Consider the following 25,027-nt stretch of genomic DNA (forward strand, 5'->3'; position numbering starts at 1 on the left):
ATGGTCAGACCCCCAGGGAGCGGCCGCCGTCGACGACCTGGACGGTGCCGGTGACGAAGCTCGCGCGCTCGCTCAGCAGGAACACAGCGGCCGCAGCGACCTCCTCGGGGCGGGCGACCCGGCCGAGCGGGATGCCCGCCTCCCGCGCGACGCGCGCGGTCTCCGCCTCGGGTTCGCCGGTGATGCCGGACAGCAGCGCGTCCGTCGCGGTGTATCCGGGAGCGAGGACGTTCACGGTGATGCCTCCCGGGCCCAGTTCGTGGACCAGGGTCTTGGCGTAGCCGACGAGACCGGTCCGCACGATCCCCGACAGCGCGAACGCCGGGATGAGGTCGCGGATCGTCTCGCTGGTGACCATAAGGACCCGGCCCCATCCGGCCGCCTGCATGTGGGGGAGCGCGGCCTGCACGAGCCCGATGTGGGCGACCATGCCGAGGTCGAGCGCGGCGCGGTAGTCGTCCGGGCCGAACGCCCCGGTCGGCCCGGCGGGCGGCCCACCCGCGTTGGTGACCATGATGTGCACGGCGCCGTGCTCGGCCGCGGCCTCGTCCACCCAGGCCCGCGCCGCCTCCGTGTCGCGCACGTCCAGCGACCGGGTCCCGACCTCCGCGCCGAGGTCCGCGCGGATCTCGTCGCGGGCCTTGGCCAGCCGGGCGGCGTCGCGGCCGGCGATGGAAACCGTCGCGCCCTCGCGCACCAGGTCGCGGGCGATCGCGAGGCCGATGCCCGCCGATCCGCCCGCGACGAGGGCCACCCTTCCGTTCAGTCCCAGGTCCACGTCACACCCTCTTCTCGTAGCCGTAGCGGTGCAGCAGGGGGAGCGCCATGAGCGTGGTCGCGGACCGCTGGGGGCGCGGGAGCGCGGCGTGCCACCTGCGGTCCTCCTCGATGCGGGTCCGGCCGCGGCCGAACCGGTTCGGGTTGCCGGTGACCGTGTGGTTGCCGCCGAGCTCGACCGTCCCGTCGGCGGCGACGGGGTTCGGGCCCTCGTGCCCGAGGAGGTCCAGGACGGCGTCGACGGCGGCGCGCGGGTCGCGCACCAGCGCCTCGTAGCGCATGTGCAGCGATTGGTCGCGGTGCGCGCGGCCGACCGCCTCGGCCGCCAGGTTGAAGCCGGTCCAGTGCCAGGTGCTGTTCAGCGCGGAGCGGCGGCCCGTGTAGTCCTTCGGCCGCAGCCACGACCAGGCGACCGCGCGGGGATCGCGGATCAGGTGGACGTAGCGCCCCTCGACGTCCGGGAGGGACGCCAGCAGCGCGGCGTCCGAGGCGAACTTGGAGCTGTCGACGATGACCCGGGCGCCGGAGACGCGGGCGATGGCGCGGTAGGTGGCGGCGAGCACGTCCGGCCATCCGTTGCGCGACGGGTCGCGCAGCACCCGCCAGGTGTGCCGGGTCCGGTACGCGTCCTGCCAGGCGACGACCTCGGCGGCGTGCCGTTCGAGGGACGTCCCGGACGGCCGGACCTCCTCCAGCACCTCCGACCAGAACGGGCATTCGCGGTGTCCGGAACCGCAGCCGCAGCGCCGGTTGCTGCCCGTTCCGAGCACCCCGTTCAACCAGAGAAAACGCAGTTCACCGACATGAACGACGCCCGGTGCCTCGGCGAGGACGTTGCCCAGCATGGTGCTGCCGCTGCGACACCAACCGGTGATGTAAAGCACCTTCACTGGCAAACTCGGCTCCTCCGGGTGTACCGGTGCAACCTGGTCGGGAACATAAAAACATGATCTTGCGGAAAGCGGAACCACCAAGATAAGAACAGGATTGATTCGTCGTTTTGTGACGTCGTGACATAACAGACGGAGGCCGTGATGGCGGGGCTGACCAACGCACTGCAATATCGCCGGGCGGGCTGGTGGCGGGACGGGACCTTCCTCGACGACCTGCGCCGGCACACCCGCGCGCACCCCGGCAAGACCGCCCTCGTGGCCCGCCGGGTCGGCGGCGAGACCCGCGCGCTGACCTACGCCGATCTCACCCGGCTCGCCGACCGGTGCGCCGGCGCGCTGGCCGAGCTCGGCGTGCGGCCGGGCGACACGGTCGCCGTCCAGCTCACCAACGGCTGGGAGATCACCGTCCTCGCGCTCGGCTGCCTGCGCGCGGGCGCCCGCATCTGCCCGCTGCTGCCCATCTACCGGCGGCGGGAGCTGGAGGTCATGCTCGACCTCACCGACGCGCGGGTGCTGATCACCGAGGCCGTGCACGGCGGCGAGGAGCTCGGCGAGCTCGGCGTGCGGCTGGCGGGCGAGCTGCCGTCGCTGGAGCACGTCGCGGTGTCCGGCGGCCCGAAGCCCGCCGGCGCCCTCGACCTGCACGCGCACTTCTTCGACACGCCCTGGGAGAAGACCCGCGCGGACGACCTCGACGGCCGGGAGCGCGAGCCGGACGAGCCGTTCCTGGTGCTGTTCACGTCCGGCACGACCGGCGAGCCCAAGGGCGTCCTGCACAGCCAGAACACCCTGTACGCGGCGATCCGCGGCGAGGCCGAGGTGTTCGCGCTGGACGGCTCGGACGTCATCACCATGGTCGCCTGGAACACCCACTACACGGGGTTCGTCCGCGGCATGCTCATGCCGCTGTCGCTCGGCGCCACCTCCGTCTTCCAGGACTCCCAGGACGGCCCGCCGACCCTCGAAATGCTCGCCTCCTACGGCGTCACCTACGTGTACGCGCCGCCCCACTACCTGCGGTCCTTGGTGGACGCGCAGCGGGAGGCGCCGCGCGACCTCGGCATGCTGCGCGCGGTCATCAGCGGGTCCGCGCCGATCCCGCCGAAGCTCGTCGAGGAGGTCAAGGAGGTGCTCGGGCTGCGGCTGCACTCCCTGTGGGGCATGTCGGAGAACGGCGCGGTCACCGTCAGCCGCCCCGACGACCCCGAGGACTGGGCCGTCCACAGCGACGGCAGCCCGATGGCCGACATGGAACTGCGCATCGACCCGATCGAGGGCCAGCGCGACGGCTCGGGCGTGCTGTGGGTGCGCGGCCCCACGCAGTGCCTCGGCTACGTCCGGCGCCCCGAGCTGTACCAGGCGCTCCTGGACGACGAGGGCTGGTTCAACACCGACGACCTCGCCCGCGACGACGGCCGCGGCGGCATCCGCATCACCGGACGCGCCAAGGACACCGTGATGCGCAACGGCCTGTTCGTCCCCGACACCGAACTGGAGGCGGCCCTCTGCCGGCATCCGGGCGTCCGCGAGGCCAGCGTGATCGGCATCCCGGTCCGGCAGGGCGCTGACCAGGTCATCTGCGCGGTGGTCGTGCCGGCCGCCGGGGAGCCTCCGGTCACCCTGGAGGAGCTCCGGGCGACGCTGAAGGAGGCGGAGATGACTCCGATCTACTGGCCGGAACGGCTGGAACTGGTGGACGAACTGCCCAAGACCGTCACCGGCAAGGTCCAGAAGACGACCCTCCGGGAACGCCTGACCTGACCGCGTCAGACGCCCCAGCCGGGAAGGCCGGTGATCTCGACGGCGGCGCACGTCCAGGCGAACCCGGCGCCGATCCCGACCAGCAGCACCCGGTCGCCCGGCCCCACCTGGCCGGTCTCGACCAGGTGGGTCAGGCCGGTGAGCTGGTCCGCCGCGCCGACATGTCCGGTGCGGCGGCCCCAGTCCCACGTGGTGCGCTCCACGTCCAGGCCGAGCGGCTTGGCGTACCGGGTGCGCAGCACATGCAGGCCGACGTTGGGGAAGGCGAACCGGGACACGTCGGCGAGCTTCAGCCCGGCCTCGGCCAGCGTCCGGTCGACTGCCTCCGTCAGGCCGGAGGTGGTCCGCTCCGCCACGCTCCCCACCAGGTGCCGGGAGCTCGCGGCGAACGCGGCGCGGCGGGCGCGCACGTCCACCCGGCGGCCGGGGGCGGCGGCGAACGGCTCGTCGCCCCGGTACATGCCCTCCAGCCCGGTGTCGACGACCGTCGAGACGGCCAGCAGCCGGGCGAAGCCGTCCCGGGCGAGGACCGCGGCGGCCGCGCCGTCCCCGTAGACGATGCCGCGCACGTCCCCGCGCCACCGGTCGAAGCCGGGGTCGGCGAACCGGTCCGCGGTCGTGACCAGGGCGGATTCACGGGACGCGTCGGCGGCCAGGTAGGAGGCGGCCAGTTCCAGCGCGCCGAGGGCGCCCGCGCACATCTGCTGGACGTCCAGCGCGGGCGCGCGCCGGCCCTCCTCACCGAGGACCTCGCGGTGCACGTACGAGGCGGCGGGCCAGTAGTCGACGCCCTGGAACCAGGCCGACGCGTGCAGGAGGATCGCGACGCCGGAGGCTGGAAGCCCGGCCCGGGCCAGCGCGAGGCGCGCCGCGACGGCGGCCATCTCGGGCGGCGCCTCCCCGGTGGAGACCGCCACGGAGGCGTAGTCGTCGGCCTTCCGGTCGTCCGGGTCGTAGCGGCCGTCCTCCACCGCATCGTCCACGTCCACGGCGTCGGGTATCCGATGGGCGAGCCCGGCGAGGAACAGACCGTCGCAGCGCATTGCGGACCTCCGGGATGGTGACGGCGAACAAATCAACAGATTATGGTGATCATCGTCCCGGGGCGAGAGCCGTTTTCGACGGCGGAGGGAGTTCGCGGTGGGCGACGCAGGGCACTCGGTGCCGCTACCCGGAACGCGATGGTCGGTTTGGCGAGATGTGCTGATCCGCTCCACCGGTTTTCCCGCCGACGGACTGGCCTTTTTCGCGGCCTCGGAATGCGCCCGGATCGCCGATGCGTTTCTCGACGGGAACACGGCCGAGACCGAATTCACGCAGGCCATGGACGCCGCATTGGCGGACGCGGGCCGCGCCGCCGCGGAGATCGCCGCCGATCCGCTCTTCCGCGAGGCGGTGACATGGCAGAACCCCGGCGCCGCGCGGCATTTGGCACGTCTCGCCGAGGCACCCGCCGTCCGGCCGGGCAAGAACCCGAGGCGCGAGCGCCAGAAGCGACGCGCCCGCGAGAACACCCTCGTCCGCTACTGGCAGCGGTACTGCGGCAAGAACGACACCGCGGGCTTCTTCGGCCCCGTCGCCTGGGGCTCGCTCGACCCCGAGGCTCCGGTGGCGGTCGAGGCGAAGCCCGGCGGGGGACTGGTGCGGTCCCGCGAGGTCGACTACGAGTTCTGGGCGCTGGAGGCATACGTCGCCGCGCTCCTGGACGACCCGGACGTGGCGCCGTGGCTGCCCGCCGGCGTCCACCCGCACCTGCTCGCCGACGGAAACCGTGTCTTACGCCCCGGAGACGACCCGCGCCTCCTGACCGCCGCCGAGACCGAAGTGCTCTCCCGATGCGACGGCACCCGCCCCGCAGCGGAGATCGCCCCTGAACCGCCCCTGGCCGCAGCCCTGGACCGTCTGACCGAGGACGGGATCGTCTGGCGCGGCGTGAACATGCCCTACAACCCGCAGGCGGAGCGCGTCCTGCGCGACACACTCGAAGCGATCCCCGAGCCCCAGGCCAGGAAGCGGGCACTGGCCGGACTCGCGCGGCTCGACCGGGCCCGCGCCTCCGTGGCCGCCGCGGCCGGTGACGCCGACGCCCTGGCCGTCGCGCTGGCAGACCTGGACGCCGAGTTCACCGCCGTCACCGGGGCGGAGCCGGAGCGGCGGAGCGGGCAGATGTACGCGGGGCGGCGGCTCTGCTACGAGGAGACGGTTCGCGACCTGGACCTCACGTTAGGCCGCCCGTTCCTTGAGACGCTGTCGGGCCCGTTCGGGTCCGTTCTCCTGCCCGCCGCGCGCTGGCTGTCGGCGGTCCTGGCGGAGGCCTACGACGCCGCCTTCCGCGACCTGCTCGGCCCTGGCGCGACCGCCGTCCCGATGCCGGAATTCTGGGACGCCGCCCAGCCCCTGCTGACCGGCAGGGACCGTCCGGTGGACGCGGTCGCCGCCGAGTTCGCCCGCCGCTGGGACACGCTGTTCGGCCTGGACGCCGCGCCACGCGACCACCGCCTGAACTTCACCTCCGAGGACCTCCGCGCCGAGGCCGCCCGGCTGTTCGCCGCCAAGCGTCCAGGATGGGCGGGCGCCCGCATCCACAGCCCCGACCTCTGCGTCCGCGCGCCGAGCGCCGAGGCGATGGCGGCGGGGGAGTTCACCCTCGTCCTCGGCGAGATGCACACCGCGTGGCCGACCCTCGACTGCGCTCTCTTCACCGAACGCCACCCCGACCCCGAGCGGCTGCGGGACGCGGCGGCCGAGGACATCGGCCCCCAGTTCCGTCCGCTGTATCCGACCTGGTGGCCCCGGTACACCGCGCGCATCGCCCCGGTCCTCGGCGTTACCGATCACCAGCTGGCGTTCACGGCGGCGCCCGGTGCGGACCCGGCCCGCGTCCTGCCCCTGGTCGCGCTGACGGTGTCCGAGCGCGAAGGAACCCTGGAGGTCACCGGGCCGGACGGGCTCCGGCGCCCGCTCCGCGAGGTGTTCGCCCTGCTGTTCGGCTGGCTGGGCACCGAGGCGTTCAAGCTCGCCGGCACGGGCCCCCACAACCCGCGGCTCACATTGGACCGTCTCGTCGTCGCCCGGGAGACCTGGCGCACCACCGTCGGCGGGACGGGCATCGTCCCGGCGCACGGCCCCCGTGAGTACCTCGCCGCCCGCCGCCTGCGCCGTTCCCTCGGCATGCCCGAGCGCGTCTTCGCGAAGGTGGGCACGGAGGTCAAGCCCGTCTACGTCGATTTCACCGGCCCCCGGTACGTCTCCTCCTTCGCCACGTTCCTCCGCACGGCCCGCGAATCCTCGGGCGACGACGTCCCTGTCGTCTTCACCGAACTGCTCCCGGACCTGGACGAATCGTGGCTCCCCGACGCGGCGGGACGGCGCTACAGCTGCGAATTGCGCCTCCAGCTCTGCGACCCGGAAGGTCCTTGAGAGCGTCTACCGACCCCTTCGAATTCGCAGCAGTAGACTTCGGTCATGTCCGATCGGCCGCCGTCGCTCGACCCCGCGCAACTCGGCGCGTACTTCGCCCTCATCGAGGTGACCAGCCTGCTCCGGCACGCGGTCGAGCAGCAGTTGCGCGAGGCCGGCGACCTCAGTTACGTGCAGTTCCAGTTGCTGGCCCGACTCGGAGACTCACCGACGGGAAGCCACCGCATGACCGACCTGGCGGACGGCGTCGTCTACAGCCGCAGCGGCCTGACCTACCAGGCGGGCCTGCTCGAGAAGGCGGGCCTCGTCGTCCGCGCCCCCGCCGCGGATGACGAGCGGGGCATCACCGTCACCATCACCGATGCCGGACGCGCGCTGCTCGCCAAGGTGCTGCCCGGCCACATCGAGGTCGTGAGCGGCCTGCTCTTCGAGCCGCTGTCGCCCGACGACGTCAGGGCCCTCGCCGACCTGCTCGTCCCGGTGCGGGACCACATGCGCTCGGCACCGCCCCGCTCGGCCGCACCCCGCCGCCGCAAGGGCGGAACGTGACGACTCCGGGCCGCAGTCCCGCGGCTCGACGCGGCAGCGGCCGGCGCGTGTAGCCGCCCGCCTGCCCTACCTCCGCGACAACACCGGTCGCGTGTCCGCCGTGCCCGCGCGACCGTGACGTTCTCCCGACCTCATCCCGGCCAGGGGCCGAGGGTGTCGGACGTCACTTGCTTCGAATTTGAATCAGCAGTATCTTGGCCGCAAGCGCTTCGAATTTGAAGCAACTGCTACCAGTGAAGGCGAGAGCTCCGATGAAGGCAGTGCGTTTCCACGAGTACGGCGACCCCGACGTCCTGCGCTACGAGGACGCGGAGCAGCCCGTCCCCGGCGCCGGCGAGGTCCGGATCCGCGTCGCCGCGACGTCGTTCAACCCCGTCGATGCCGGCATCCGTGCGGGTGGCATGCGTGGGCCCATCCCCGTGACGCTGCCGCACACGCCCGGCCTCGACGTCGCCGGAACGATCGAGGCGCTGGGCGAGGACGTCGACGGCTTCGAGGTGGGCGACGAGGTCATCGGCTTCCTGCCCATGACGGGAGTCGGCGCCGCCGCGGAGTACGTCCTCGCGCCGGCCGAGGTGCTCACGCCCGCGCCCAAGAACGTCCCGCTGGGTGACGCAGCCGCGTTGCCGCTGGTGGGCCTCACCGCGTGGCAGGCGCTTTACGACCACGCCGACCTGGCGGACGGGCAGCGCGTGCTGGTCAACGGCGCGGGCGGAGCGGTCGGCGGCTATGCCGTCCAGCTGGCCAGGAGGGCCGGCGCCCACGTGATCGCCACGGCCGGCCCCCGCAGCGCCGAACGCGTCCGGGCGGCGGGGGCCGACGAGGTCGTCGACCACACCGCCACAGCGCTGTTCTCGGCGGTGGCCGAGCCGGTCGACGTCGTACTCAACCTCGCGCCGGTCGATCCGGATCAGCTGGCCGCGATGCCCGCCCTGGTCCGGCCGGGCGGCGTCATCGTGAACACGACGGTGTGGATGCCCGCGCCCTCCGACGAGGAGCGCGGCGTGCGCGGCGTGAACCTCTTCGTCCGCAGTGACGCCGGACAGCTGTCGCAGCTGGTGGACCTGGTCGACAGCGGCGAGCTGCGCGTCGAGGTCGCCGAGCGGGTGCCGCTGGCCGAGCTGCCGGCGCTCCACGCCAGGGCCGCCGCGGGCGAGGTGTCCGGCAAGGTCGTCGTCCTCCCGCCCACCACCTGACGGCGCCGCCCGCCGGCACCTTGACCACGTGGCCGCCCCTGCCCGGTGAAGCCGCCGAGCGCGTCCGCCCGCCTCCCGCGAGGCGGGCGGCCGCGCTTGCCGTCCGCTGGGACGGCGCTATGGCTGCGACCTCCGCGACCCGGAACGCCCCTGAACGCGGAAGGCGACCAAGGCCACAAGCATGCAGGCGGTGAACCCAACCCCGGCCGTGAACGCGTCCCGCATGCCGTCCACCTCCGAGGATCCAGCATGGTCCACGGTGACCAGGACGGCGACGCCCAGCGACCCGCCGATCTGCTGCATGCTCTGCAGCAGCGCCGAGGCGGCCCCCGACTCCCCGGCCGGCACCGACGCCATCGCCACGAACGTCGCCGCCACCGCCACCAGCCCCGTCCCGGCGCCGAACAGCAGCACCGGCCCGAGGATCATCCCGACATAGGAGCTGTCCCGCGACACCTGCGTCAGCCACGCCATCCCGACCACGCACAGCACGGCCCCCGCCGCCATGATCGGCCGCGGCCCGTACCGGGGGAGCAGCCAGGGCACCGCCCGGCTGGCCGCGATCAGCGCGACCGTCGTCGGCAGGAACCCGAACCCGGTCTCCAACGGCCCGTACCCCAGGACCCCCTGCACGTAGAGCGTCAGGAAGAACAGCATCCCGCTCATGGCCGCCGTCAGCAGGAACCGCATGAGGAAGGCGCCCACCCGGTCCCGGTCGGCGAACAGCCACAACGGCACGATCGGCTGCCGCGCCCGCGCCTCGACCACCGGGAACAGCGCCAGCAGCACACCCGCCGCGCAGAAGGCGCCGACCGTGAGCCCCCCGGACCACCCTCGCTCGGCAGCCCGGATGAACCCGTACACCAGCAGCGCCGACCCCACCGTGCACATGAGCGCCCCGCCCGCGTCGAACCGTCCCTCCTGCCTCGCCGACTCCCGGACGGCGCGCGGCACGAGCAGCACGATCGCCAAGCCCACCGGCACGTTGACGAACAGGACCGCCCGCCAGGACGCCCACGCCGTCAGGACACCGCCGAGCACCAGCCCGGCCACCATCCCCGCGCTCGCGACGACGGAGAACACGGCCAGCGCCCGGCTCCTGCGCTCCGCGTCCTGGAACGTGGTCGCGAGAAGTGCCAGCGCCCCCGGCCCGGCCAACGCGGCCCCGACCCCTTGCATGGCCCTGGCCGCGAGCAGCCATCCCGGCGTGACCGCGAGCCCCCCGACCAACGACGCGACGGTGAAGACCCCGACCCCCGCCGAGAACACCCGCCGATGCCCCAACAGGTCACCGGCTCGTCCGCCGAGCAGCAGCAGCCCACCGAAGGCGAGCGTGTAGGCGTTGACCACCCACGAGAGCCCGGCGTCACTGAACCCGAGCCCGCGCTGAATGCTGGGCAGCGCGATGTTCACGATCGAGGCATCGACCACCAACGTGAGCTGGGCACCGCACAGCAAGGCCAGCGCCGGCCCCCCGCCGGCCCCGGACACGAGAGGTCGGCGGGACGCCTTCTGAGGGAGCATCGGGGGTCCTAACACCGAGGCGAAGGTAGCCCGAAAGCTAACCAACCGCCCTCACCCCGACAAGGTCATCTCCGGTCGTAGTGGGCGATGATCACGCCCTTGCCGGTGGTGACGCTCCCGGTGAGCTCGAACTCGGTCAGAGGCGCGGGCCCCTCGAAGAGCCGCTTGCCGCTGCCCAGGGTCAGTGGATGGATGAGCAGCGTGTACTGGTCGATCAGCCCGGCCGCGTGCAGGCTCTGGACCAGCGACGCACTCCCGTTGATCGCCAGATCGGGCCCCGGCTGCCCCTTCAACTCGCGCACCGTCTCGACGGCCTCGCCCCGCAGCAGAACCGAGTTCTCCCACGCGTCCGCGTCGTCCAACGTCCTGGACACGACATACTTCCGGGCCGCGTTCATGTGAGTGGTGAACGGGTTGCCGTCGGTGGCCCGCCCCCACGCCTTGTAGAAGTCCTCCCACGTCCGGCGCCCGAACAGCATGTCCCCGGCGTTGGCCATCCCCTTGGCCATCTCGCGTCCCATGACCTCGTCGTTGTACTGAGGCCCCCACCCGCCATGGACGAACCCGCCCCGAGTGTCCTCATCCGACCGCCCCAGCCCCTGCACGACCCCATCAAGCGTGACGAACATCGTGACCCTGACCACCCGCATGACCGCCCCCTCCAGTACCAGGCTCGCCCTCTGCGGGCCCTCACCCCCTACACGAACCCCATCCCCGCAAATCGACAGCCCGGTGAGAATTTCCAGTACAAGTCGTCGCACCACCTCCAGTCGGCGTCGCGCAACGTGGATGGCCGCCGTGCACCAGGCCATTCTCGAGTCTTTGCCCGGACGCGGAGCTGCGTAATACGGCGTGTTACGCTATGCGGGTGGCGAACATCAGGTTCAGTATCTCGGCGGACCCGCAGGTCCAAGCCGCGATCAAAGCGCATGCCGACGCCGCAGGTCTGGATGTGTCCGGCTACATGGTCGCCGCCGCCGTGGCGCAGATGGCCGCGGACGATGCCGCCGCGGCGGTCTTCGCCCCGCTGGACGCGGACAACGCTATGGCCATGGAGGAGTCCGGCGCAGCGGAGATGCCTGAGTTGCCCGCTGTTGAGGATCTGACGGCCGAAGACCGGGCGCTGGCGCGCAAGATCTTGTCCGCAGCGCTCGGCTCGGACCAAGCGGATGTCGCGTGACCGCTCGGACGGTCGTGTATGACACGGGCATGCTGCTGGCGATGCTGAGCGGTGACGCAGTGGCCTTGACCGTTCATCACGGGTTGCGTGCCGCGCCGCACCGTCCTGTCGTCATCGGCCCGGTACTGGCGCAGGCGTGGCGGCCTGATCCCAAGACCGTCCACGCCTTCAGCAGGTATCTCAAGGACTGTACGGTGCCGCAAACACGCGGTGCCGCAGAGCCTATGCGGGGGAAGGCGTCCGCGAGCGCGGGGTGCGTGGCCTGTGCGAAGACCGCCACTCTGGACTCGTACAAGCGGGCCGGGGCAATGCTCGCAAAGGCGGTGCCAGCGGGCAAGAAACGTCCTGACGCGGTGGACGCCCTAGTCGTCGTGACCGCGGGGCTGCACGTACCCGCGCAGATTCTGACCAGCGACCCCGGCGATCTGGCCGCCTACGCGGCGACCCTCGACCACGCAGACATCACGATCGAGCGCATCTGAACCGAACAATCCGACCATCGCGCCGTGGAGCGACCGACCGCCCAACTCCCGGTGTTCGGTTGCGGTGGAGAGTAATGGGAGCCCAATCTCTGACTACAGACAGTGAAGTGCGCCTTGCTGAGGGAACGACGAGCTCCCTCTCGTGACCACGGGTCGCGACACAATCGCATAGGGCGTTCTGGGGGAGATTCGGTGAATGTTGCGTTCGTCGCTCCCTCCGGAGGTGATCAAGTGGACAACCGGCGCACGCTGAGGGTCGGCGCTGTGAGCGTCGCCCTGCCGGGCGGCCGCCTGGTAGCGCGTGTACGCGGCCGAGTGGGCGTCGTGCCGTGCCTCCGCGGCGGCGGCGCCGTCCCGGTCGCCGGCGTCCTGGCAAAGCTCGCCCAGCTCGTGCGCCATGTCGATGCCGAGGTTGTGCAGTTCGGCGCGAGCGCGGACGCCGTGCCCGGTGTGCCCGACGCCCTCGGTGTCGTAGGTGGCCGGGCCGCAGTCGATGGCGTCCAGGTTGGCCAGCAGGAGCTTGATCTGTGCGGTGCGGGTCTTCTTCATGTCCGTGCCCTCTCGCCGTGAGGGCTCCATCGCGTCTCAAAAGCGGTGATCCACTCAAGTAACGAGACATAGTCTTTGGACACGAGTTCTGAGAACACCGTGCGGGATGGCCCCTGCGGCGCGTCGCCTGTCGATTTCCGAGTCCCGACCCCGCTGACCTGCGCAGATTGCATGAATCCGACCTCGGGCGAGGCGCGGCCGCGTGGTTCGATAGGGCTGCCGGCCGGGTGACCGTCAAGGACGATCGGTAATGAAGCAGCCGTTGCCGCTATCGGTTTCTTCGTCGCGTGGCGATCCCATGGCTGATGACCAGGACGATGCCGAGGCTGCCGAGCACCACCCCGGTGTAGCCGATGACTACCTCGCGGGCCTCTCTCTTCTTTTCCTCCTCGTAGGTGCGGTCTTCGCCGCCGCCAAAGCTCCCGCACAGCTGACCGGGTCTCATCTGGCTTCGGCCGCATTTGACGGCGTCGCCGTTCACGACCGCCTCTCTGGTGTTGATGAACAGGACCAGACCGATGATGACCAGAGCACAGGCCAGGATCCTGATCCATGGATTTGCCATTGCACCACCTCAGGCAGGCGCTACCGTTTGCCGCCAACCGTAGCGTTCTTGGTTGTTTGGCGGCGGGCGGCGGTTCCTCCCCGAGTTTGACCTACTCCAGGCCGAGCCAGGGGTGGTGTGGCCACCAGCTGACGGCCCAGTTCCGGCGGTGGCAGACGCCACCTGGGCCGAGATCGCCGCCCTCTCTGCCGGACTCCTGTGAGACATGGGACGAACGAGTCCTTCTGATACCAATCAGGGCGTGACGGGACGATCGAGACAGTGACGATGACCCTCGCCGACCAGGCCGCCATGACCCCTATGACGCCGACCCTGGCGACACCCCTGCCGACGGCCAAGATCCCACTGAGCATGCCCAGGCTCGCGCCGCGTATAGGGCGATCCGCGAGGTCCGCCACACCGTCATCCGCATCATCGGCGACCACCTAAGCGGTGAAGCCCCCGTCTCCTGGCAGGGCCTCCACCTGGATTTCACCGACATCTACGTTTCTTTCCAGCGCGCCCGGTTTGCTGGCGGCGCGGTCGACTTCTCCAGCGCCGAGTTCGCCGGCGGCATGGTCGACTTCCGCCACACCCGGTTTACCGGTGGCGCGGTCTACTTCTCCGGCGCTGAGTTCGCCGGTGGCACGGTCGACTTCACGGGCGCCGAGCTCGCCAGCGGCAGGGTCGATCTCAGTAGAACGACCGGTCGCCGACCCCTCGGGCTGCCGGATGACATAGCCCCGCACCTGCCTTGGAAACGAACGTTTCTCGACACCCCCGGGTGCGGCCTTAAGAGGCCGGACATCCGGCGGGCTGGCGTCGGCACCGCCCCCTGGCGACCGGCCGCGGCGGCCTATGGGAGCGCGGGCGCACTCGCCAGAGGACGCAGCTTGTCGCTGACCACGGCCCAGTCCAGCGCACGCAGCAGTACGGTGTGGCCGGTGTCGGTGGCGTTACTGGGACAGTTGTCATCGCCGTTCAGCGTGCCGGGGATGGTCAGGGTGCTCACCACCCGGCCCGTGCGGGCCTCGCGCAGGGTCACTTTGTAGTTGCCCTTGTACAGAGGGAATGTGTGCCTGGTCGTCGCTGGACCGTCGAAGGGGCAGGTCACCTTGCCGATCGGCCCTGCGCCCTTGACGGCCTGGATACAGGCGAGCAGTTGGACTTTGTCCAGCCTGTCGTCCCAGGTGATGACGGCCGGGTCCTCACCCTTGTCCCGCTCCAGGCTGCCGCTGATGTAGGGCTGGCTTTTGCCGCGGAAGTCGGCCGCGATGTCATCGGGCATGTGTGGCGTGATCGGCACGATCAAGTGCGGGCCCGGACCGGCGAAGGGTGGATTTTGGGGGCGCCACGGCCGGTTGGCACATGCCTCCTCGTCCGGGACGCGGATGATCTCCGTCGTTGACGCCGTGGTGGCCGGTGTCGGGTACCGGGAAACCGGGGAAGCATTGCTGGAACAGGCTGCAAGTGCCGGCCAGATGACAAGGAGCACAAGCCACTTTTCCCGCATGGCGATCAGACTGACGGCGCTCAGGCTGGCGCGGCAAGGGCATCCTGGTGGGTGAGTTCACCGACTGCGAGAAGAACAGCGGGAGGCAAAGGCGGCCCGCTGGGGAGATCCAGAAGGCCGAGGGGTGGCGGGACTTCGCCGAGGTCGCCGAGGATCTGCGGGAGCACCCCGAATCCCGACCGTCTGAACCCGGTCGGCGGGTCGGTGACCTGGTGCTCCTCTACCTGGGGTGGGCGTCGCTCAGGCGGATGCCCCAGCGGCAGGCGGCCAGGAAGGCGTCGCGGCCCGCCGGGAACGACCCGCCTTCTTGCAGGCCCTTCCGGTAGGACTTCTCGCAGTAGTCCGACGGCATTCTCTTTCCCATGATGGCCCGCATGCTCGCGGACGCCTGCGCCATCTTCGTGAACGTGTAGCGCTTGCCCTCCGGATCGATCATCACGAGCTGCTTGCTCCGGGGGAGGTCGGAACCGGTGGGGCTGCCCTCGGGGGTCGCGGGAGCGCTTGTGGTCGGCGCGGTGGTGGGCGGCGTCGGCGCGCCGGTGGCCGCGGAGGGCGTGCCCGTCGGCGGCGCGGACGGCGGCCGGTCCGCCGTCTTATTGCCGTCGCCGTTGCACGCGGCGGCGCCGACGAGGAGAAGGCCGCCGAGAGCGAGGCGGATCGCGATCGTCTTGGACACAGGGGCTCCCGGGGGCATGGAGGGATAACGGGCGGACAGCCACACAACACGCGTTTGTGTAGACGGCCGTGAACAGGGGATTGTTCGCGCCGCCCGTCAGGGCTTCCGGGTCCGCCGCCAGGCCGACGTTGAGGGGACGCGGGTGCGGGTTCGGGTAGCGGGAGGCCATGGACAGACTGACGCGCGGACGGGCCGCCGGGACCACCGCACTCAACTTGCGTCGTCTCGGTGGCTGGCCGGCCGGGTGTTTCTAGTCGTCTGGGTGGTCGCCGTGGGTGGCGATGGCGTGCACCTCGGGCGGGGTCAGCAAGACCTTGAAGGCGCGGCCGCGGCGCCGCCCGGGGGCGTGGCGCCGACGCGCGGACCCTCGTCCGGGGGGCTGGGCGGTGCGCCCCCGAGGCCAGCAGCCTCCAGGCAGCGACGGGGACCCCCCACGCTGCCTTGGAAACGAACGTTTTCCGACGCGCGGATCGGACGCGCTTGACCCGGCGGCCTCCTGAACGCGGCGGGTCCGCCTTTGAAGTGCAGCGTTCCCCGTCGGCACCGGTCGAGCCGGAGGGCGCTGATCCGTTTGGCCAGCGGCCACGACACGACGCGCGGCAAGAAGTGGACACGGACCGGGGCACGTCACAACGCGACCGCGTCGGCGTCAAGCATTTTCGCCAGGGTGAAAGGGCCTTCCCGGGACTTGTTGCATCTGGCCATGCTCGCCTTCCACCCCGCCTCGCCTCCACATCAAGAAGGAGCCTGAGATGAAGATGTTTGCCCGTCGAGCCGTGGCGGTCACGTCCCTCGCGGCCGCACTGCTGTCGCCGGCGTTCGCCGCGACGGCCAACGCAGCGCCCTTGCAGACCGCCGACCGCAGCACCTCAAGCAACGCTCTCGAGGCCAGTTGGCACTTCTGGGGTAGTAACTGGACGCTGGCTGCCTGCATCAACGACGGAGAGGCCACCGGCCGTAGCTACAAGTGCGTGCACGCCAAGGGCACCGACCACAAGTGGAAGTACCACCTCTACGTCTGGTACTAGACCTTCCGCGCTCCACCAGGGGGCCGTCGGGTCTGTCCAGTTAACGGCGTGCGCCGTGAGGCGCTGTGATTCGAGTGGAGGTGGGAGACCTCCGCCGGTGGCTTGTCGCAGCAGGTCAGCGTAGTTGAGGGCAGCCTGATCCGGGTGATGCCGGGGAGGGTGGGAGCAGCCCTGACAAAGCCGGGGCGTGCCAGTACTGCCAGATGGTGCGGGTCCGGTGAGCGAGTTGGAGAGGAGTACGAGAGGAACCGGCGTTGTTACGTCCCTCCACTTGACGCCTGCTCGAACCTGGTGGATCTGGGCAGGACGCGGTGCGCACTCGCCGGCGGAGCCGGTGGGGAACTCTTGGGTCGGCTTGCCGTTGCCGACCGGGAGGCCATGAGGAAGGTCTGCGGCGTACTCATGGCGATGCCGCAGGGACAAAGTCGGGCTCCTACTTCGTCGAGCGAATCACAGTGAACACGGGAACCATCTGGTCTCGGCTCCAGGTCACGGGCGTCCAGCTTGGTGGCGGGGATAGGCGCGTCGACCGCTGAACGGGCCGGGTGGGGCGGAGCCGCCGTAGTAGTCCGAGGCCGGGAGAGCCGGTCACATGGCGAAGGGCGGCAGCGGTTTCGAGAAGGGACGGAGACTGCAATGCCGAAAGACGCGCTGCCGAATGGCGGCGCCCAAGACCCGGCCTCGATGGGGTCATGGACGCGGGTATCGGAGATGCAGGCCAAACTTCACCGTTGGGCGGTGGCTGACCACGGCCGCCGGTTCGATGACCTGTTCAACTTCGTGCATGACCCGGCGACGCTGATCGTGGCGTTCGACCGGGTCGCGGGCAACCAAGGGGCACGTGCTCCCGGTGTCGATGGCTTGACGGTCACCGATGTCGAGGAGCGGATCGGTGTCCCGGGGTTCCTGGACGATCTGCGGGCCAGTCTTAAGGATGGCTCGTTCCGGCCGTTGCCGGTGCGGGAACGTAAGATCCCCAAGCCGGGCGGGTCGGGGAAGGTCCGTGCTCTCGGGATTCCGACGGTTGCGGACCGGGTCGTTCAGGCCGCGCTGAAACTCGTGCTGGAGCCGATCTTCGAGGCCGACTTCGAGCCGGTCTCCTATGGGTTCCGGCCCAGACGGCGTGCTCAGGACGCGATCGCTGAGATCCACCATTTCGGCACCCGAGGCTACCGATGGGTGTTGGATGCCGACATCGAGGCGTGCTTCGACCGGATCGACCACGCTGGCCTGTTGGAGCGGGTGAGGGTCCGGGTGAAGGACAAACGTGTCCTGGCACTGGTCAAGGCATTCCTGAAAGCCGGGATATTGACCGAGCTCGGCGAGAACAGGAGCACCACGACCGGGACGCCGCAGGGCGGCATCCTGTCTCCGCTGCTGGCGAACATCGCTTTGTCGGTGCTCGATGAGCACCTGATGGAACCGTGGAAGCCGGGCGGGTCGATGTCGAGCGAGGGTAAGCGCGGGTATCGCCGTCGCAAGGGCCTGCCGACATGGCGGCTAGTCCGTTATGCCGACGACTTCGTCGTGCTCGTCCACGGGACCGAGCACGACACCCAGGCGGTGCGCGAGGACGTTGCCGGGGTGCTCGAACCACTGGGATTGCGGCTCTCACCTGCCAAAACCCAGATCGTGCACCTGGCTGACGGGTTCGACTTCCTGGGGTTCCGCATCCAGTGGCGCCGCAAGAGGGGAACCGATAAGTGGCACGTCTATACCTTCATCGCCGACCGGCCCATCCGGTCGTTGAAGGCCAAGATCCGTGCCCTGACCCACAGGAAATCGCAACAAGACCTGGGATCCGTGCTGATCAGACTCAACCAGATCATGCGCGGCTGGGCCAACTACTTCAAGCACGCCGTGGCCAAAGACCGGTTCTCCGCACTCCACCAGTTCGTCTGGTGGCGGCTGATCCGGATGCTGCAAGTACGGCACCGCTGGAGTTGGAAGGACGTCCGACGCCACTTCACCACCCCCACCGGGCGGTGGCTACCCATCACAGCGGCGGACGGGACCGAGTTGTTCGACATCGCCAAGGTCACGGTCACCCGATACCGCTGGCGGAGCAACACCATCCCCAACCCCTGGATCGCACCCACATGACGGCAGAAACCGTGGAGAGCCCGTTGCGCTGAGAGGCGCACGGCGGGTTCGGCGAGGGGTCTGGGGAAACAGACCGGGAGCAACCCCGGCACCGCGCCCCAGGCCCACTCTCCTCTGTCGCTCGTTTTCGGGGGTAACTCCTGATCAAGGAATGACATCTGCTGACGACCGAAGTGAAGACGGAGGCCGTGGTGGCACTCGGGTTCGGCGAGGAGGAGGTCGCCCGTTGGATCACCGCCTGGCGATCCCTGCGATTCCAGAGGCGCACCTGCCGGACGGACGGCGGAACGGTGATGAGGTTCCACCGCCCGGCTAGTTAGCTCCCAGTAGGACGGGGCGTCCGGATCAGGGCGCCGAGATTCCGGGATAAGGGCGGCCCACGGAGCCTCATGGAGCCTCAGTCCCGCCGCACGGGCGGGCTCTCGGCACGGCGGGTCGGCAGCCATCGTGTCGCCGAGCTCGGCGGCGTGCCATGCGTGCCCGCTAGCGAACGTAATTGAGACAGGTGGTCGGCCATGGATTTCGAACCGCTCGAGGTCGACATCAAGGTCACCGCCTGCCCGGCGGACATTCCCGACCAGTGCGCCACGGTGAGTGCCCGGTCGTCACAGCTCCCGGTGTTCGGTTGCGGCGGAGAGTAAATGGAAGCTCAAATCTCTGACTGCAGACAGTGAAGTGCGCTTTGCTGAAGAGAACGACGAGCTCCCTCTTGTGGCTACGGGCCGCGACACAATCACATAGGGCGTTCTGGGGGGAGATTCGGCGAATGTTGCGTTCGTGGCTCCCTCCGGAGGTGATCAAGTGGACAACCGGCGCAGGCTGAGGGTCGGCGCCGTGAGCGTCGCCCTGCCGGTCGTCATGGTCGGCGGTGTCTACGCCTTCCCCGCCATATCTGACGTTCCCATCTCGCCGGTCTCCGCTGCCGCAGCGGCGGCTCCCGGGAAAGCCGACTTCGTGATCAGGAGGGGTGCCGGCAAGGCGAAGGTCGTCAAGGCGCTCGACAGGAAGCTGAAGAGGAGCGGCGTCCAGGCGCTGCTCAACGCCAACGGCAACCGCAAGCTTCGCGTGGAGGGCTCGAAGGGCTGCCCCCCGAAGAAGGCCCAGGTTCCGGACAAGGCGCTCGCGTACTGCTGGGCGAGCGGCGAGGACTCCGCCGGTGAGAACTGGATCCCGCAGGGCGTCTCGACGGTGTCCGACGCCAAGGACAACGAGAAATGGGGCAACGCCGGGCAGACCATGGTCGTCACCTGGTACGCGAAGAAGGCGAAGAACATCCGCGTCACGTTCGTCAACCTCAAGAACCGCACGTACCGGCACGTGCTGCTCGTCATGCCTGGCATGGCAAAGGAGGGGAAGCCCACCTACAAGGACATCGAGAGTCACGCAGGCGGGGTCGCCTGGTACGGCGACCGCCTCTACGTCGCCGAGACCCAGCTCGGTCTGCGGGTGTTCGACATGCGCCGGATCTTCGACCTCGGCAAGAGCGAGAACGGCACCACCAAGAAGAAGGGCCGGGTCGGTCTGCACGGCAAGACGTACTACGGACACGGCTACCGGTACGTGATGCCGCAGGTGGGCAGCTGGGTGAACGTTAGGGGCAAGGGGCCGCTGAAGAGCTGCAAGGCCGACGGCCCGCCCAAGTGGTCGTGGATGTCGGTCGACCGCAGCGGGGTGGACTCACTGGTCACCGGCGAGTACTGCCCCGTGCCGAAGGGCTTGGCCGAGAAGGCGCCGAACGGGCGCATGGCCACCTGGCCGCTGAGGAACGGGGAGCCGGCCACCGGCGCAGACGGAAGGGCCCGCGCGCTCGCGGTCTCCACCTTGCCGGTCAAGCGGGTCCAGGGCGGCGTGACCGCGTATCTCAACGGCGGGCAAGAACACGCCTGGTTCGGCCACAACACCAAGGCCTATGGCCGTCCGGGAGTCCTCATGCACGCCGTGTGGAACCAGAGCAAGGGTCGCTGGGAGAAGAAGGGCAGGCAGAGGCTCGCCATGGGCCCTGAGGACCTGAGCTGCTACCGCGGCCAGAGCCGAATCTGGACGGTCGCCGAACACGCGAAGAAGCGCGCCCTCTACGGCGTCCCCGTCACCAAGTGCGGCTGACTCCGTACATCATCACCGGTTGCCTATCTGCGGAGTCGGAAGCGACGCCTCGGGGCTGATTCCGGTGGGTGGGTGGGCTGAGCCATCGCTTCGGCAACGTCACCTAGACAGGTCTCAAGCGTGACCTTGAATGCGGCGATGCGCTCGAAGTGCCGGGTTCGATGTGCGTCGCTCCCGGTATCGCCAGGTGACGTCACCAGCATCGGCGCGGTCTGCGCGTGGGCGTGAAGGCTGCGGGCGGCGTTGAGTACGGGCATCGCGACCGCCGGTGCCCCCGCGGTGTTCGTGATCTCCTGGATCGATGCCACGTGGTCGGTTATCGGCTCCACAAGGGTGGCCATGCGGGCTCCCATTGCGGCGACCTCGCCTTCGTCAGGCCGGCGGTTCCAGATGTCCTGCGCGGCGAAGTCGAGGTGCCCCGCAAGGGTCTGACTAGCGGCCCAAAGCCCGGATGCGTTCTTGTTGAGCTGATTCCAGAGCCTCTGCTCGGGCGTCTCGGGTGGAGGCGCGGGCGATGGGTTCGCGCGGCTGGCCGCACGTGCCGAGAGCCAAGCAGCGATAGAGGAGATGATCGCCGCCGCCGAGGTACCGAGTTCTGACGCATTGTGCACCAGGCTGGAGAACGTTGTGAGCGTCCAAACGAGGAACCCCAGGCCGACGAGTAGCGCGATGGCTGCAACCGTCTGGTAGACCGCAGTGAGGCGCCATTTCCTCATCCTGTAACAGTGTCGGTGAGGCAAGGCGTCGTGCAAGCGAAGGTCGGACCGGCTTACGGCGCCGTCCTTCCGCGATCGCCGCACCCGTCTCTTCGCCAACGCTCCGGAGGTCGCTCGACGAGGCTCTCGACCGTCAAGAGCGCTTCTGAACCCCCTCGGGGGCGGTCGCGACAGCACTCTGCTCGGTTCGAGTGCCTGCCCCTCTGGAGAAGCTCAGTATTGAACGTGTTCAAATAGACGCGCTAGGCTCGCCTCACAAGAAGGAGAGGGCCGATGAGGATTGTGATCCCTGGGGGGAGCGGCCAGGTCGGGGCGATCTTGCATCGCGCGCTGACCGCCACCGGCCATGACGTCGTGGTCCTGACCAGGCGCCCGACACGCGAGCACGAGATCGGGTGGGACGGCGAGACGCCGGGGACGTGGGCCGAGGCGATCGACGGCAGCGATGCCGTGATCAACCTGGCCGGGCGCAGCGTGAGCTGCCGGTACACGCCGGCCAACCTGCAGGACATGATGGATTCGCGGGTGCGCTCCACCGAGGTCGTCGGCGCGGCGATCGCCGGCGCCGCGAAGCCTCCTCGGGTCTGGCTCCAGATGAGCACCGCCACCATCTACGCCCACCGCTTCGACGCGCCCAACGACGAGGCGTCCGGCATCATCGGCGGCACCGAGCCCGGAGTCCCCGGCTACTGGGCCTACAGCGTGAAGATCGCCAAGAACTGGGAGCGGGCGCAGCAGCGGGCCGGGACACCGTCCACCCGCAAGGTCGCCCTGCGCTCCGCCATGGTGATGAGCCCCGATCGCGGCGGGGTCTTCGACTACCTACTCTGGCTGGCCCGGCTCGGCCTCGGCGGTCCGGTCGCGGGCGGCGCGCAGTACGTGTCCTGGATCCATGACCAGGACTTCGTCCGCGCGGTGGAGTTCCTGATCGATCGGGACGACATCACCGGGCCGGTGAATCTGGCCGCCCCCAATCCCGTGCCGCAGCGCTCCCTGATGCGGGAACTGCGCAGGGCGTGGGGCGTCCCGGTGGGCCTGCCCGCGACGAAGTGGATGGCCGAGCTCGGAGCGCTCGCGCTGCGCTCGGACACCGAACTACTGCTCAAAAGCCGCCGCGTCGTCCCCGGCCGCCTGCTCGACGCAGGCTTCACCTTCCAGCGTCCTCAGTGGCAGGAGGCCGCCGAAGACCTCGTCCAGCGCGTCCGCGACTCGCGATGATCACCCGTCCGCGGTGGAGTCCCGGCGGTGGACGCTGACGGCGTAGCCGCCGCCTTGGTAATCGTCGCCGTCCCAGGTGGCGAAACGCCGGTCGAGGCTCAGCCCGGCGGCTGCACACCAGGCGTCGTAGCTCGCCAGGTCCACGCTCGGCGGCACCGGAAGGTGAGCGGCGTCCAAGCCGAACCCCGCGACGAGAAGCCCGCCTGGACGCAGGACCTCGGCCAATGCCCGGATCGCCGCAGGCTCGGTGCCTTGGGCCAGCAGGGGGACGACGTTGCCCGCGGCCACGACGAGATCGAAGGGATCGGCGTCCGGCAGTTCGAGAGTGGCCAGGTCAGCCTTGATCCAGGTCATCTCGGGGGCCGTCCGGCGGGCCTCGGCCAGCATGGAGGCGTCCAGGTCCACTCCGACGCAGGCGTAGCCGAGTTCGGCGAGCCTGATCGCGACCCGTCCGGTACCGGTGCCGGCGTCCAGCACTCGCGAACCCGGCGGAACCAGCGACGCGCACAGCCGCGCCTCGCCGTGCACGTCCGCCCCGGAGGCGGCGAGGTCAGCGAACCGGGCGGCGTAGGAAGCCCCGGAACTCCCACCAGTCAGATCGGACCAGCGGCTCATCGACGCCCCCTTCGCAGTAGCCGGTACGCCAGGGTAGCCGAGCACCTCCGACGCTCTGAGTCACTGGTCACGCCGATCTCCGGCAGGGGCCGCAGGGAGCACCATAACGCCGCCGGGGGACCCGTTGGCAGGTGATCGGCGGGCGTTTCCGCAGCCCAAGGCCACCGAAGGTTTCCGAGAAGGCTTCTGAGGGAGAGACCCGCGTGTTTCGTCGCTTCCGTCGAGGGAGGACGGTCGGCCCTACGCCGACATACGATCCTCGAACTCGCCGGCACGACACGGCGCGAGGAGGACTTGGATGGGCAGGCGGATCGGCTGGGGCCGGATGGGCAGGCGTCGCCGCCTGCGCCGGGTTGCCAGGGAGGTGTTCGGCTGGCCGGACCTGCGCCCTGGCCAGGGCGAGGCGATGGAGCACCTGCTGCGGGGCCGGGACGTGCTGCTGGTCATGCCGACCGGCGGCGGCAAGTCCGCCGTCTACCAGGTCCCCGCCCAGCTGCTTCCCGGGCCGACCGTGGTGATCTCGCCCTTGATCGCCTTGCAGCGGGACCAGATGGTCGCGCTCGCCGGCCGCGACGCCGGCGGCGCCGTGATGGTCAACTCCGCCCAGTCCGACGGGGCGAGCGAGGACGCCATGGACCAGATCCGGGCGGGGAGAGCCGAGTACATCTTTCTCTCGCCCGAGCAGCTGGCCAAGCAGTCAGTGGTGGAGCGGCTCGCCGCCGTGCAACCCTCGTTGATCGCCGTGGACGAGGCGCACTGCGTCTCCTCATGGGGCCACGACTTCCGACCGGACTACCAGCGGCTCGGCCGGGTGATCGAGCGCCTCGGGCACCCCCCGGTGATCGCCCTGACCGCGACGGCCTCGCCGCCGGTACGCGATGACATCATCGCGGCGCTCGGGATCGGCGATGCACGGCAGATCGTCCGCGGTTTCGACCGCCCCAACCTTTCGCTGAAGGTACGACGGTTCCACGAGGAGACGGACAAGAGACGGGCGCTGGTCGAGGACGCCGCCGGACGAAAGGGGCTGGGCCTCGTCTACGTCGCCACCCGACGCGACGCCGAGGCATACGGCGAGGAACTGACCGAGGCGGGCCTCCGCGCAGCTGTCTACCACGCCGGGATAAAGGCGGCGGACCGCCACCGAGTGCACGAGGCGTTCCAGCACGACGAGCTCGACGTCGTTGTGGCCACCTCGGCGTTCGGCATGGGGATCGACAAGCCCGACGTCCGCTACGTCCTGCACGCTGCTCCACCGGAGTCCCCGGAGTCGTACTACCAGGAGATCGGCCGTGCCGGACGGGACGGGGAGCCCGCCGCGGCCGTCCTGTACTACCGCTCGCAGGACCTTGGCCTGCGCCGCTTCTTCGCCGCAGGCAAGCCGGACGAGGAAAAGCTGCTCCAGACCGCGACGCTCCTCCAGGCCCACGGAGGCACCGTCCCGGCAAGCGAGATGCGCACCACCCTAGGCGTCGGCGCATCCAAGCTCACCAACCTGGTGAACCTGCTGGAACAGACCGGAGCCGTGGAGACGACCGGCCGCGGAGACCTGCGATACGTCCAGGAAGGCCCGCAACCCGAGGAAGCCGTGGCACGCGCCACGGAACTAGACGAGAACCGCCGCCGCGTGGACGACTCACGCATCGACATGATGCGCGCCTACGCGGAGACGACAGACTGCCGCCGCCGCTTCCTACTGGAATACCTGGGCGAGCCCTACGAGGGCCCATGCGGAAACTGCGACATATGCCGAGCCGGAGCGCGAACCGAGCCGCCCCGCACCGACAAATCAGCCGCACCCCCGGACCAGCCAGACGACACCCCATTTCCCCTGCACGCCGAGGTGCAGCACGCAGCCTGGGGAACCGGAACGGTCATGCGAGTAGAACCCGACCGAATCACCGTCCTCTTCGAAGACGCCGGCTACCGCACCCTCTCCCTAGAAGCGATCCAACGCGACGAAGACCTCCTAACCCTCCACCCCGACGCACCTGCCGACTCCCGCCCAGGCCGACGCGGACGCGCACGCCGCCGGACACCCCGAGGACGCCGAGCCAAGACCACCGCAGACCGCAAAAAGTCCCCCACCGGCACGCCCTGACCCCAGCCCACAGGACACCGCCCTCCCACGGGCTACGTCAACGAGACCCGCGCGATGGGGACTGCGAAAGCCCGAGGAT

At 69.9% G+C, this 25,027-nt stretch carries 24 protein-coding genes; 12 read left to right on the forward strand and 12 right to left on the reverse strand.

Annotation, left to right across the window (positions count from 1 at the left end; translation table 11 throughout):
• Positions 1-4: 4 nt before the first annotated feature.
• Positions 5-778: an SDR family NAD(P)-dependent oxidoreductase gene (locus AB0C21_RS14405; protein WP_500204458.1), complete on the reverse strand. Its 774-nt coding sequence runs from the start codon at positions 776-778 to the stop codon at positions 5-7.
• Position 779: 1 nt separating this feature from the next.
• Positions 780-1,667: a sulfotransferase gene (locus tag AB0C21_RS14410; RefSeq protein ID WP_500204460.1), complete on the reverse strand. Its 888-nt coding sequence runs from the start codon at positions 1,665-1,667 to the stop codon at positions 780-782.
• A gap of 144 nt (positions 1,668-1,811) precedes the next feature.
• Here AB0C21_RS14410 and AB0C21_RS14415 point away from each other — a divergent pair, with 144 nt between their 5' ends.
• On the forward strand, positions 1,812-3,431 hold the full coding sequence (locus AB0C21_RS14415) for an AMP-binding protein (RefSeq protein WP_500204462.1): 1,620 nt from the start codon (positions 1,812-1,814) through the stop codon (positions 3,429-3,431).
• A 5-nt stretch (positions 3,432-3,436) separates the two neighbouring features.
• On the opposite strand, the gene AB0C21_RS14420 is transcribed toward AB0C21_RS14415, so the two are convergent.
• Positions 3,437-4,474 carry a ketoacyl-ACP synthase III family protein gene (locus AB0C21_RS14420; RefSeq protein WP_500204465.1) on the reverse strand — a complete coding sequence of 346 codons (1,038 nt, stop codon included), beginning with the start codon at positions 4,472-4,474 and terminating at the stop codon, positions 3,437-3,439.
• 280 nt (positions 4,475-4,754) lie between these two features.
• On the opposite strand from AB0C21_RS14420, the gene AB0C21_RS14425 reads away from it, so the two are divergent.
• The 3 genes from AB0C21_RS14425 to AB0C21_RS14435 all read left to right on the forward strand — a co-directional run bounded on the left by AB0C21_RS14425 (position 4,755) and on the right by AB0C21_RS14435 (position 8,596).
• Positions 4,755-6,851 carry a lantibiotic dehydratase gene (locus AB0C21_RS14425; RefSeq protein ID WP_500204466.1) on the forward strand — a complete coding sequence of 699 codons (2,097 nt, stop codon included), beginning with the start codon at positions 4,755-4,757 and terminating at the stop codon, positions 6,849-6,851.
• 45 nt (positions 6,852-6,896) lie between these two features.
• Positions 6,897-7,400 (forward strand): MarR family winged helix-turn-helix transcriptional regulator, encoded by a 504-nt coding sequence (locus tag AB0C21_RS14430; RefSeq protein WP_500204468.1) that lies wholly within the window; start codon positions 6,897-6,899, stop codon positions 7,398-7,400.
• A gap of 251 nt (positions 7,401-7,651) precedes the next feature.
• Positions 7,652-8,596 carry an NADP-dependent oxidoreductase gene (locus AB0C21_RS14435; RefSeq protein WP_500204472.1) on the forward strand — a complete coding sequence of 315 codons (945 nt, stop codon included), beginning with the start codon at positions 7,652-7,654 and terminating at the stop codon, positions 8,594-8,596.
• A 117-nt stretch (positions 8,597-8,713) separates the two neighbouring features.
• On the opposite strand, the gene AB0C21_RS14440 is transcribed toward AB0C21_RS14435, so the two are convergent.
• Positions 8,714-10,120, reverse strand: a complete 1,407-nt coding sequence (locus AB0C21_RS14440; RefSeq protein ID WP_500204474.1) for an MFS transporter — start codon at positions 10,118-10,120, stop codon at positions 8,714-8,716.
• Between the two features lie 65 nt (positions 10,121-10,185).
• Entirely contained in the window at positions 10,186-10,770 is a 585-nt protein-coding gene (locus AB0C21_RS14445) for a dihydrofolate reductase family protein (protein WP_500204476.1), read from the reverse strand.
• 218 nt (positions 10,771-10,988) lie between these two features.
• Between AB0C21_RS14445 and AB0C21_RS14450 the strand changes: the two genes are divergently transcribed.
• A complete protein-coding gene (locus tag AB0C21_RS14450; RefSeq protein ID WP_500204478.1) occupies positions 10,989-11,300 on the forward strand; it encodes a hypothetical protein in 312 nt (103 codons plus the stop codon).
• A gap of 29 nt (positions 11,301-11,329) precedes the next feature.
• Positions 11,330-11,782 carry a hypothetical protein gene (locus tag AB0C21_RS14455; RefSeq protein ID WP_500204480.1) on the forward strand — a complete coding sequence of 151 codons (453 nt, stop codon included), beginning with the start codon at positions 11,330-11,332 and terminating at the stop codon, positions 11,780-11,782.
• Between the two features lie 93 nt (positions 11,783-11,875).
• Here the strand turns inward: AB0C21_RS14455 and AB0C21_RS14460 are convergent, their stop codons facing one another.
• The 5 genes from AB0C21_RS14460 to AB0C21_RS14480 form a co-directional block, all read right to left on the reverse strand.
• A complete protein-coding gene (locus AB0C21_RS14460; protein WP_500204483.1) occupies positions 11,876-12,331 on the reverse strand; it encodes a hypothetical protein in 456 nt (151 codons plus the stop codon).
• A 268-nt stretch (positions 12,332-12,599) separates the two neighbouring features.
• Positions 12,600-12,896 carry a hypothetical protein gene (locus tag AB0C21_RS14465; protein WP_285914193.1) on the reverse strand — a complete coding sequence of 99 codons (297 nt, stop codon included), beginning with the start codon at positions 12,894-12,896 and terminating at the stop codon, positions 12,600-12,602.
• A 425-nt stretch (positions 12,897-13,321) separates the two neighbouring features.
• A complete protein-coding gene (locus tag AB0C21_RS14470; protein ID WP_500204485.1) occupies positions 13,322-13,624 on the reverse strand; it encodes a hypothetical protein in 303 nt (100 codons plus the stop codon).
• Between the two features lie 107 nt (positions 13,625-13,731).
• The gene (locus tag AB0C21_RS14475) at positions 13,732-14,163 is read right to left on the reverse strand and encodes a hypothetical protein (RefSeq protein WP_500204487.1); all 432 of its coding nucleotides are present in this window, start codon (positions 14,161-14,163) and stop codon (positions 13,732-13,734) included.
• A 445-nt stretch (positions 14,164-14,608) separates the two neighbouring features.
• On the reverse strand, positions 14,609-15,064 hold the full coding sequence (locus AB0C21_RS14480; RefSeq protein ID WP_500204489.1) for a hypothetical protein: 456 nt from the start codon (positions 15,062-15,064) through the stop codon (positions 14,609-14,611).
• 758 nt (positions 15,065-15,822) lie between these two features.
• Between AB0C21_RS14480 and AB0C21_RS14485 the strand changes: the two genes are divergently transcribed.
• The 4 genes from AB0C21_RS14485 to AB0C21_RS14500 all read left to right on the forward strand — a co-directional run bounded on the left by AB0C21_RS14485 (position 15,823) and on the right by AB0C21_RS14500 (position 20,298).
• Complete coding sequence (locus AB0C21_RS14485) at positions 15,823-16,092, forward strand: hypothetical protein (RefSeq protein WP_500204491.1); 270 nt, start codon at positions 15,823-15,825, stop codon at positions 16,090-16,092.
• Positions 16,093-16,728: 636 nt separating this feature from the next.
• The gene (gene ltrA / locus AB0C21_RS14490) at positions 16,729-18,195 is read left to right on the forward strand and encodes a group II intron reverse transcriptase/maturase (protein ID WP_500204493.1); all 1,467 of its coding nucleotides are present in this window, start codon (positions 16,729-16,731) and stop codon (positions 18,193-18,195) included.
• 515 nt (positions 18,196-18,710) lie between these two features.
• Positions 18,711-18,836 carry a hypothetical protein gene (locus AB0C21_RS14495; protein ID WP_500204494.1) on the forward strand — a complete coding sequence of 42 codons (126 nt, stop codon included), beginning with the start codon at positions 18,711-18,713 and terminating at the stop codon, positions 18,834-18,836.
• Positions 18,837-19,029: 193 nt separating this feature from the next.
• Entirely contained in the window at positions 19,030-20,298 is a 1,269-nt protein-coding gene (locus AB0C21_RS14500) for a hypothetical protein (RefSeq protein WP_500204496.1), read from the forward strand.
• Between the two features lie 23 nt (positions 20,299-20,321).
• On the opposite strand, the gene AB0C21_RS14505 is transcribed toward AB0C21_RS14500, so the two are convergent.
• On the reverse strand, positions 20,322-21,014 hold the full coding sequence (locus AB0C21_RS14505) for a hypothetical protein (RefSeq protein ID WP_500204498.1): 693 nt from the start codon (positions 21,012-21,014) through the stop codon (positions 20,322-20,324).
• Between the two features lie 273 nt (positions 21,015-21,287).
• Between AB0C21_RS14505 and AB0C21_RS14510 the strand changes: the two genes are divergently transcribed.
• The gene (locus tag AB0C21_RS14510) at positions 21,288-22,232 is read left to right on the forward strand and encodes a TIGR01777 family oxidoreductase (protein ID WP_500204499.1); all 945 of its coding nucleotides are present in this window, start codon (positions 21,288-21,290) and stop codon (positions 22,230-22,232) included.
• Here the strand turns inward: AB0C21_RS14510 and AB0C21_RS14515 are convergent, their stop codons facing one another.
• On the reverse strand, positions 22,233-22,847 hold the full coding sequence (locus AB0C21_RS14515; RefSeq protein ID WP_500204501.1) for a class I SAM-dependent methyltransferase: 615 nt from the start codon (positions 22,845-22,847) through the stop codon (positions 22,233-22,235). It abuts the gene before it with no gap.
• A 298-nt stretch (positions 22,848-23,145) separates the two neighbouring features.
• Between AB0C21_RS14515 and AB0C21_RS14520 the strand changes: the two genes are divergently transcribed.
• A complete protein-coding gene (locus AB0C21_RS14520) occupies positions 23,146-24,948 on the forward strand; it encodes a RecQ family ATP-dependent DNA helicase (protein ID WP_500204503.1) in 1,803 nt (600 codons plus the stop codon).
• Positions 24,949-25,027 lie beyond the last annotated feature (79 nt).

Source organism: Spirillospora sp. NPDC049024 (assembly GCF_040649235.1).
GTDB lineage: Bacteria > Actinomycetota > Actinomycetes > Streptosporangiales > Streptosporangiaceae > Spirillospora.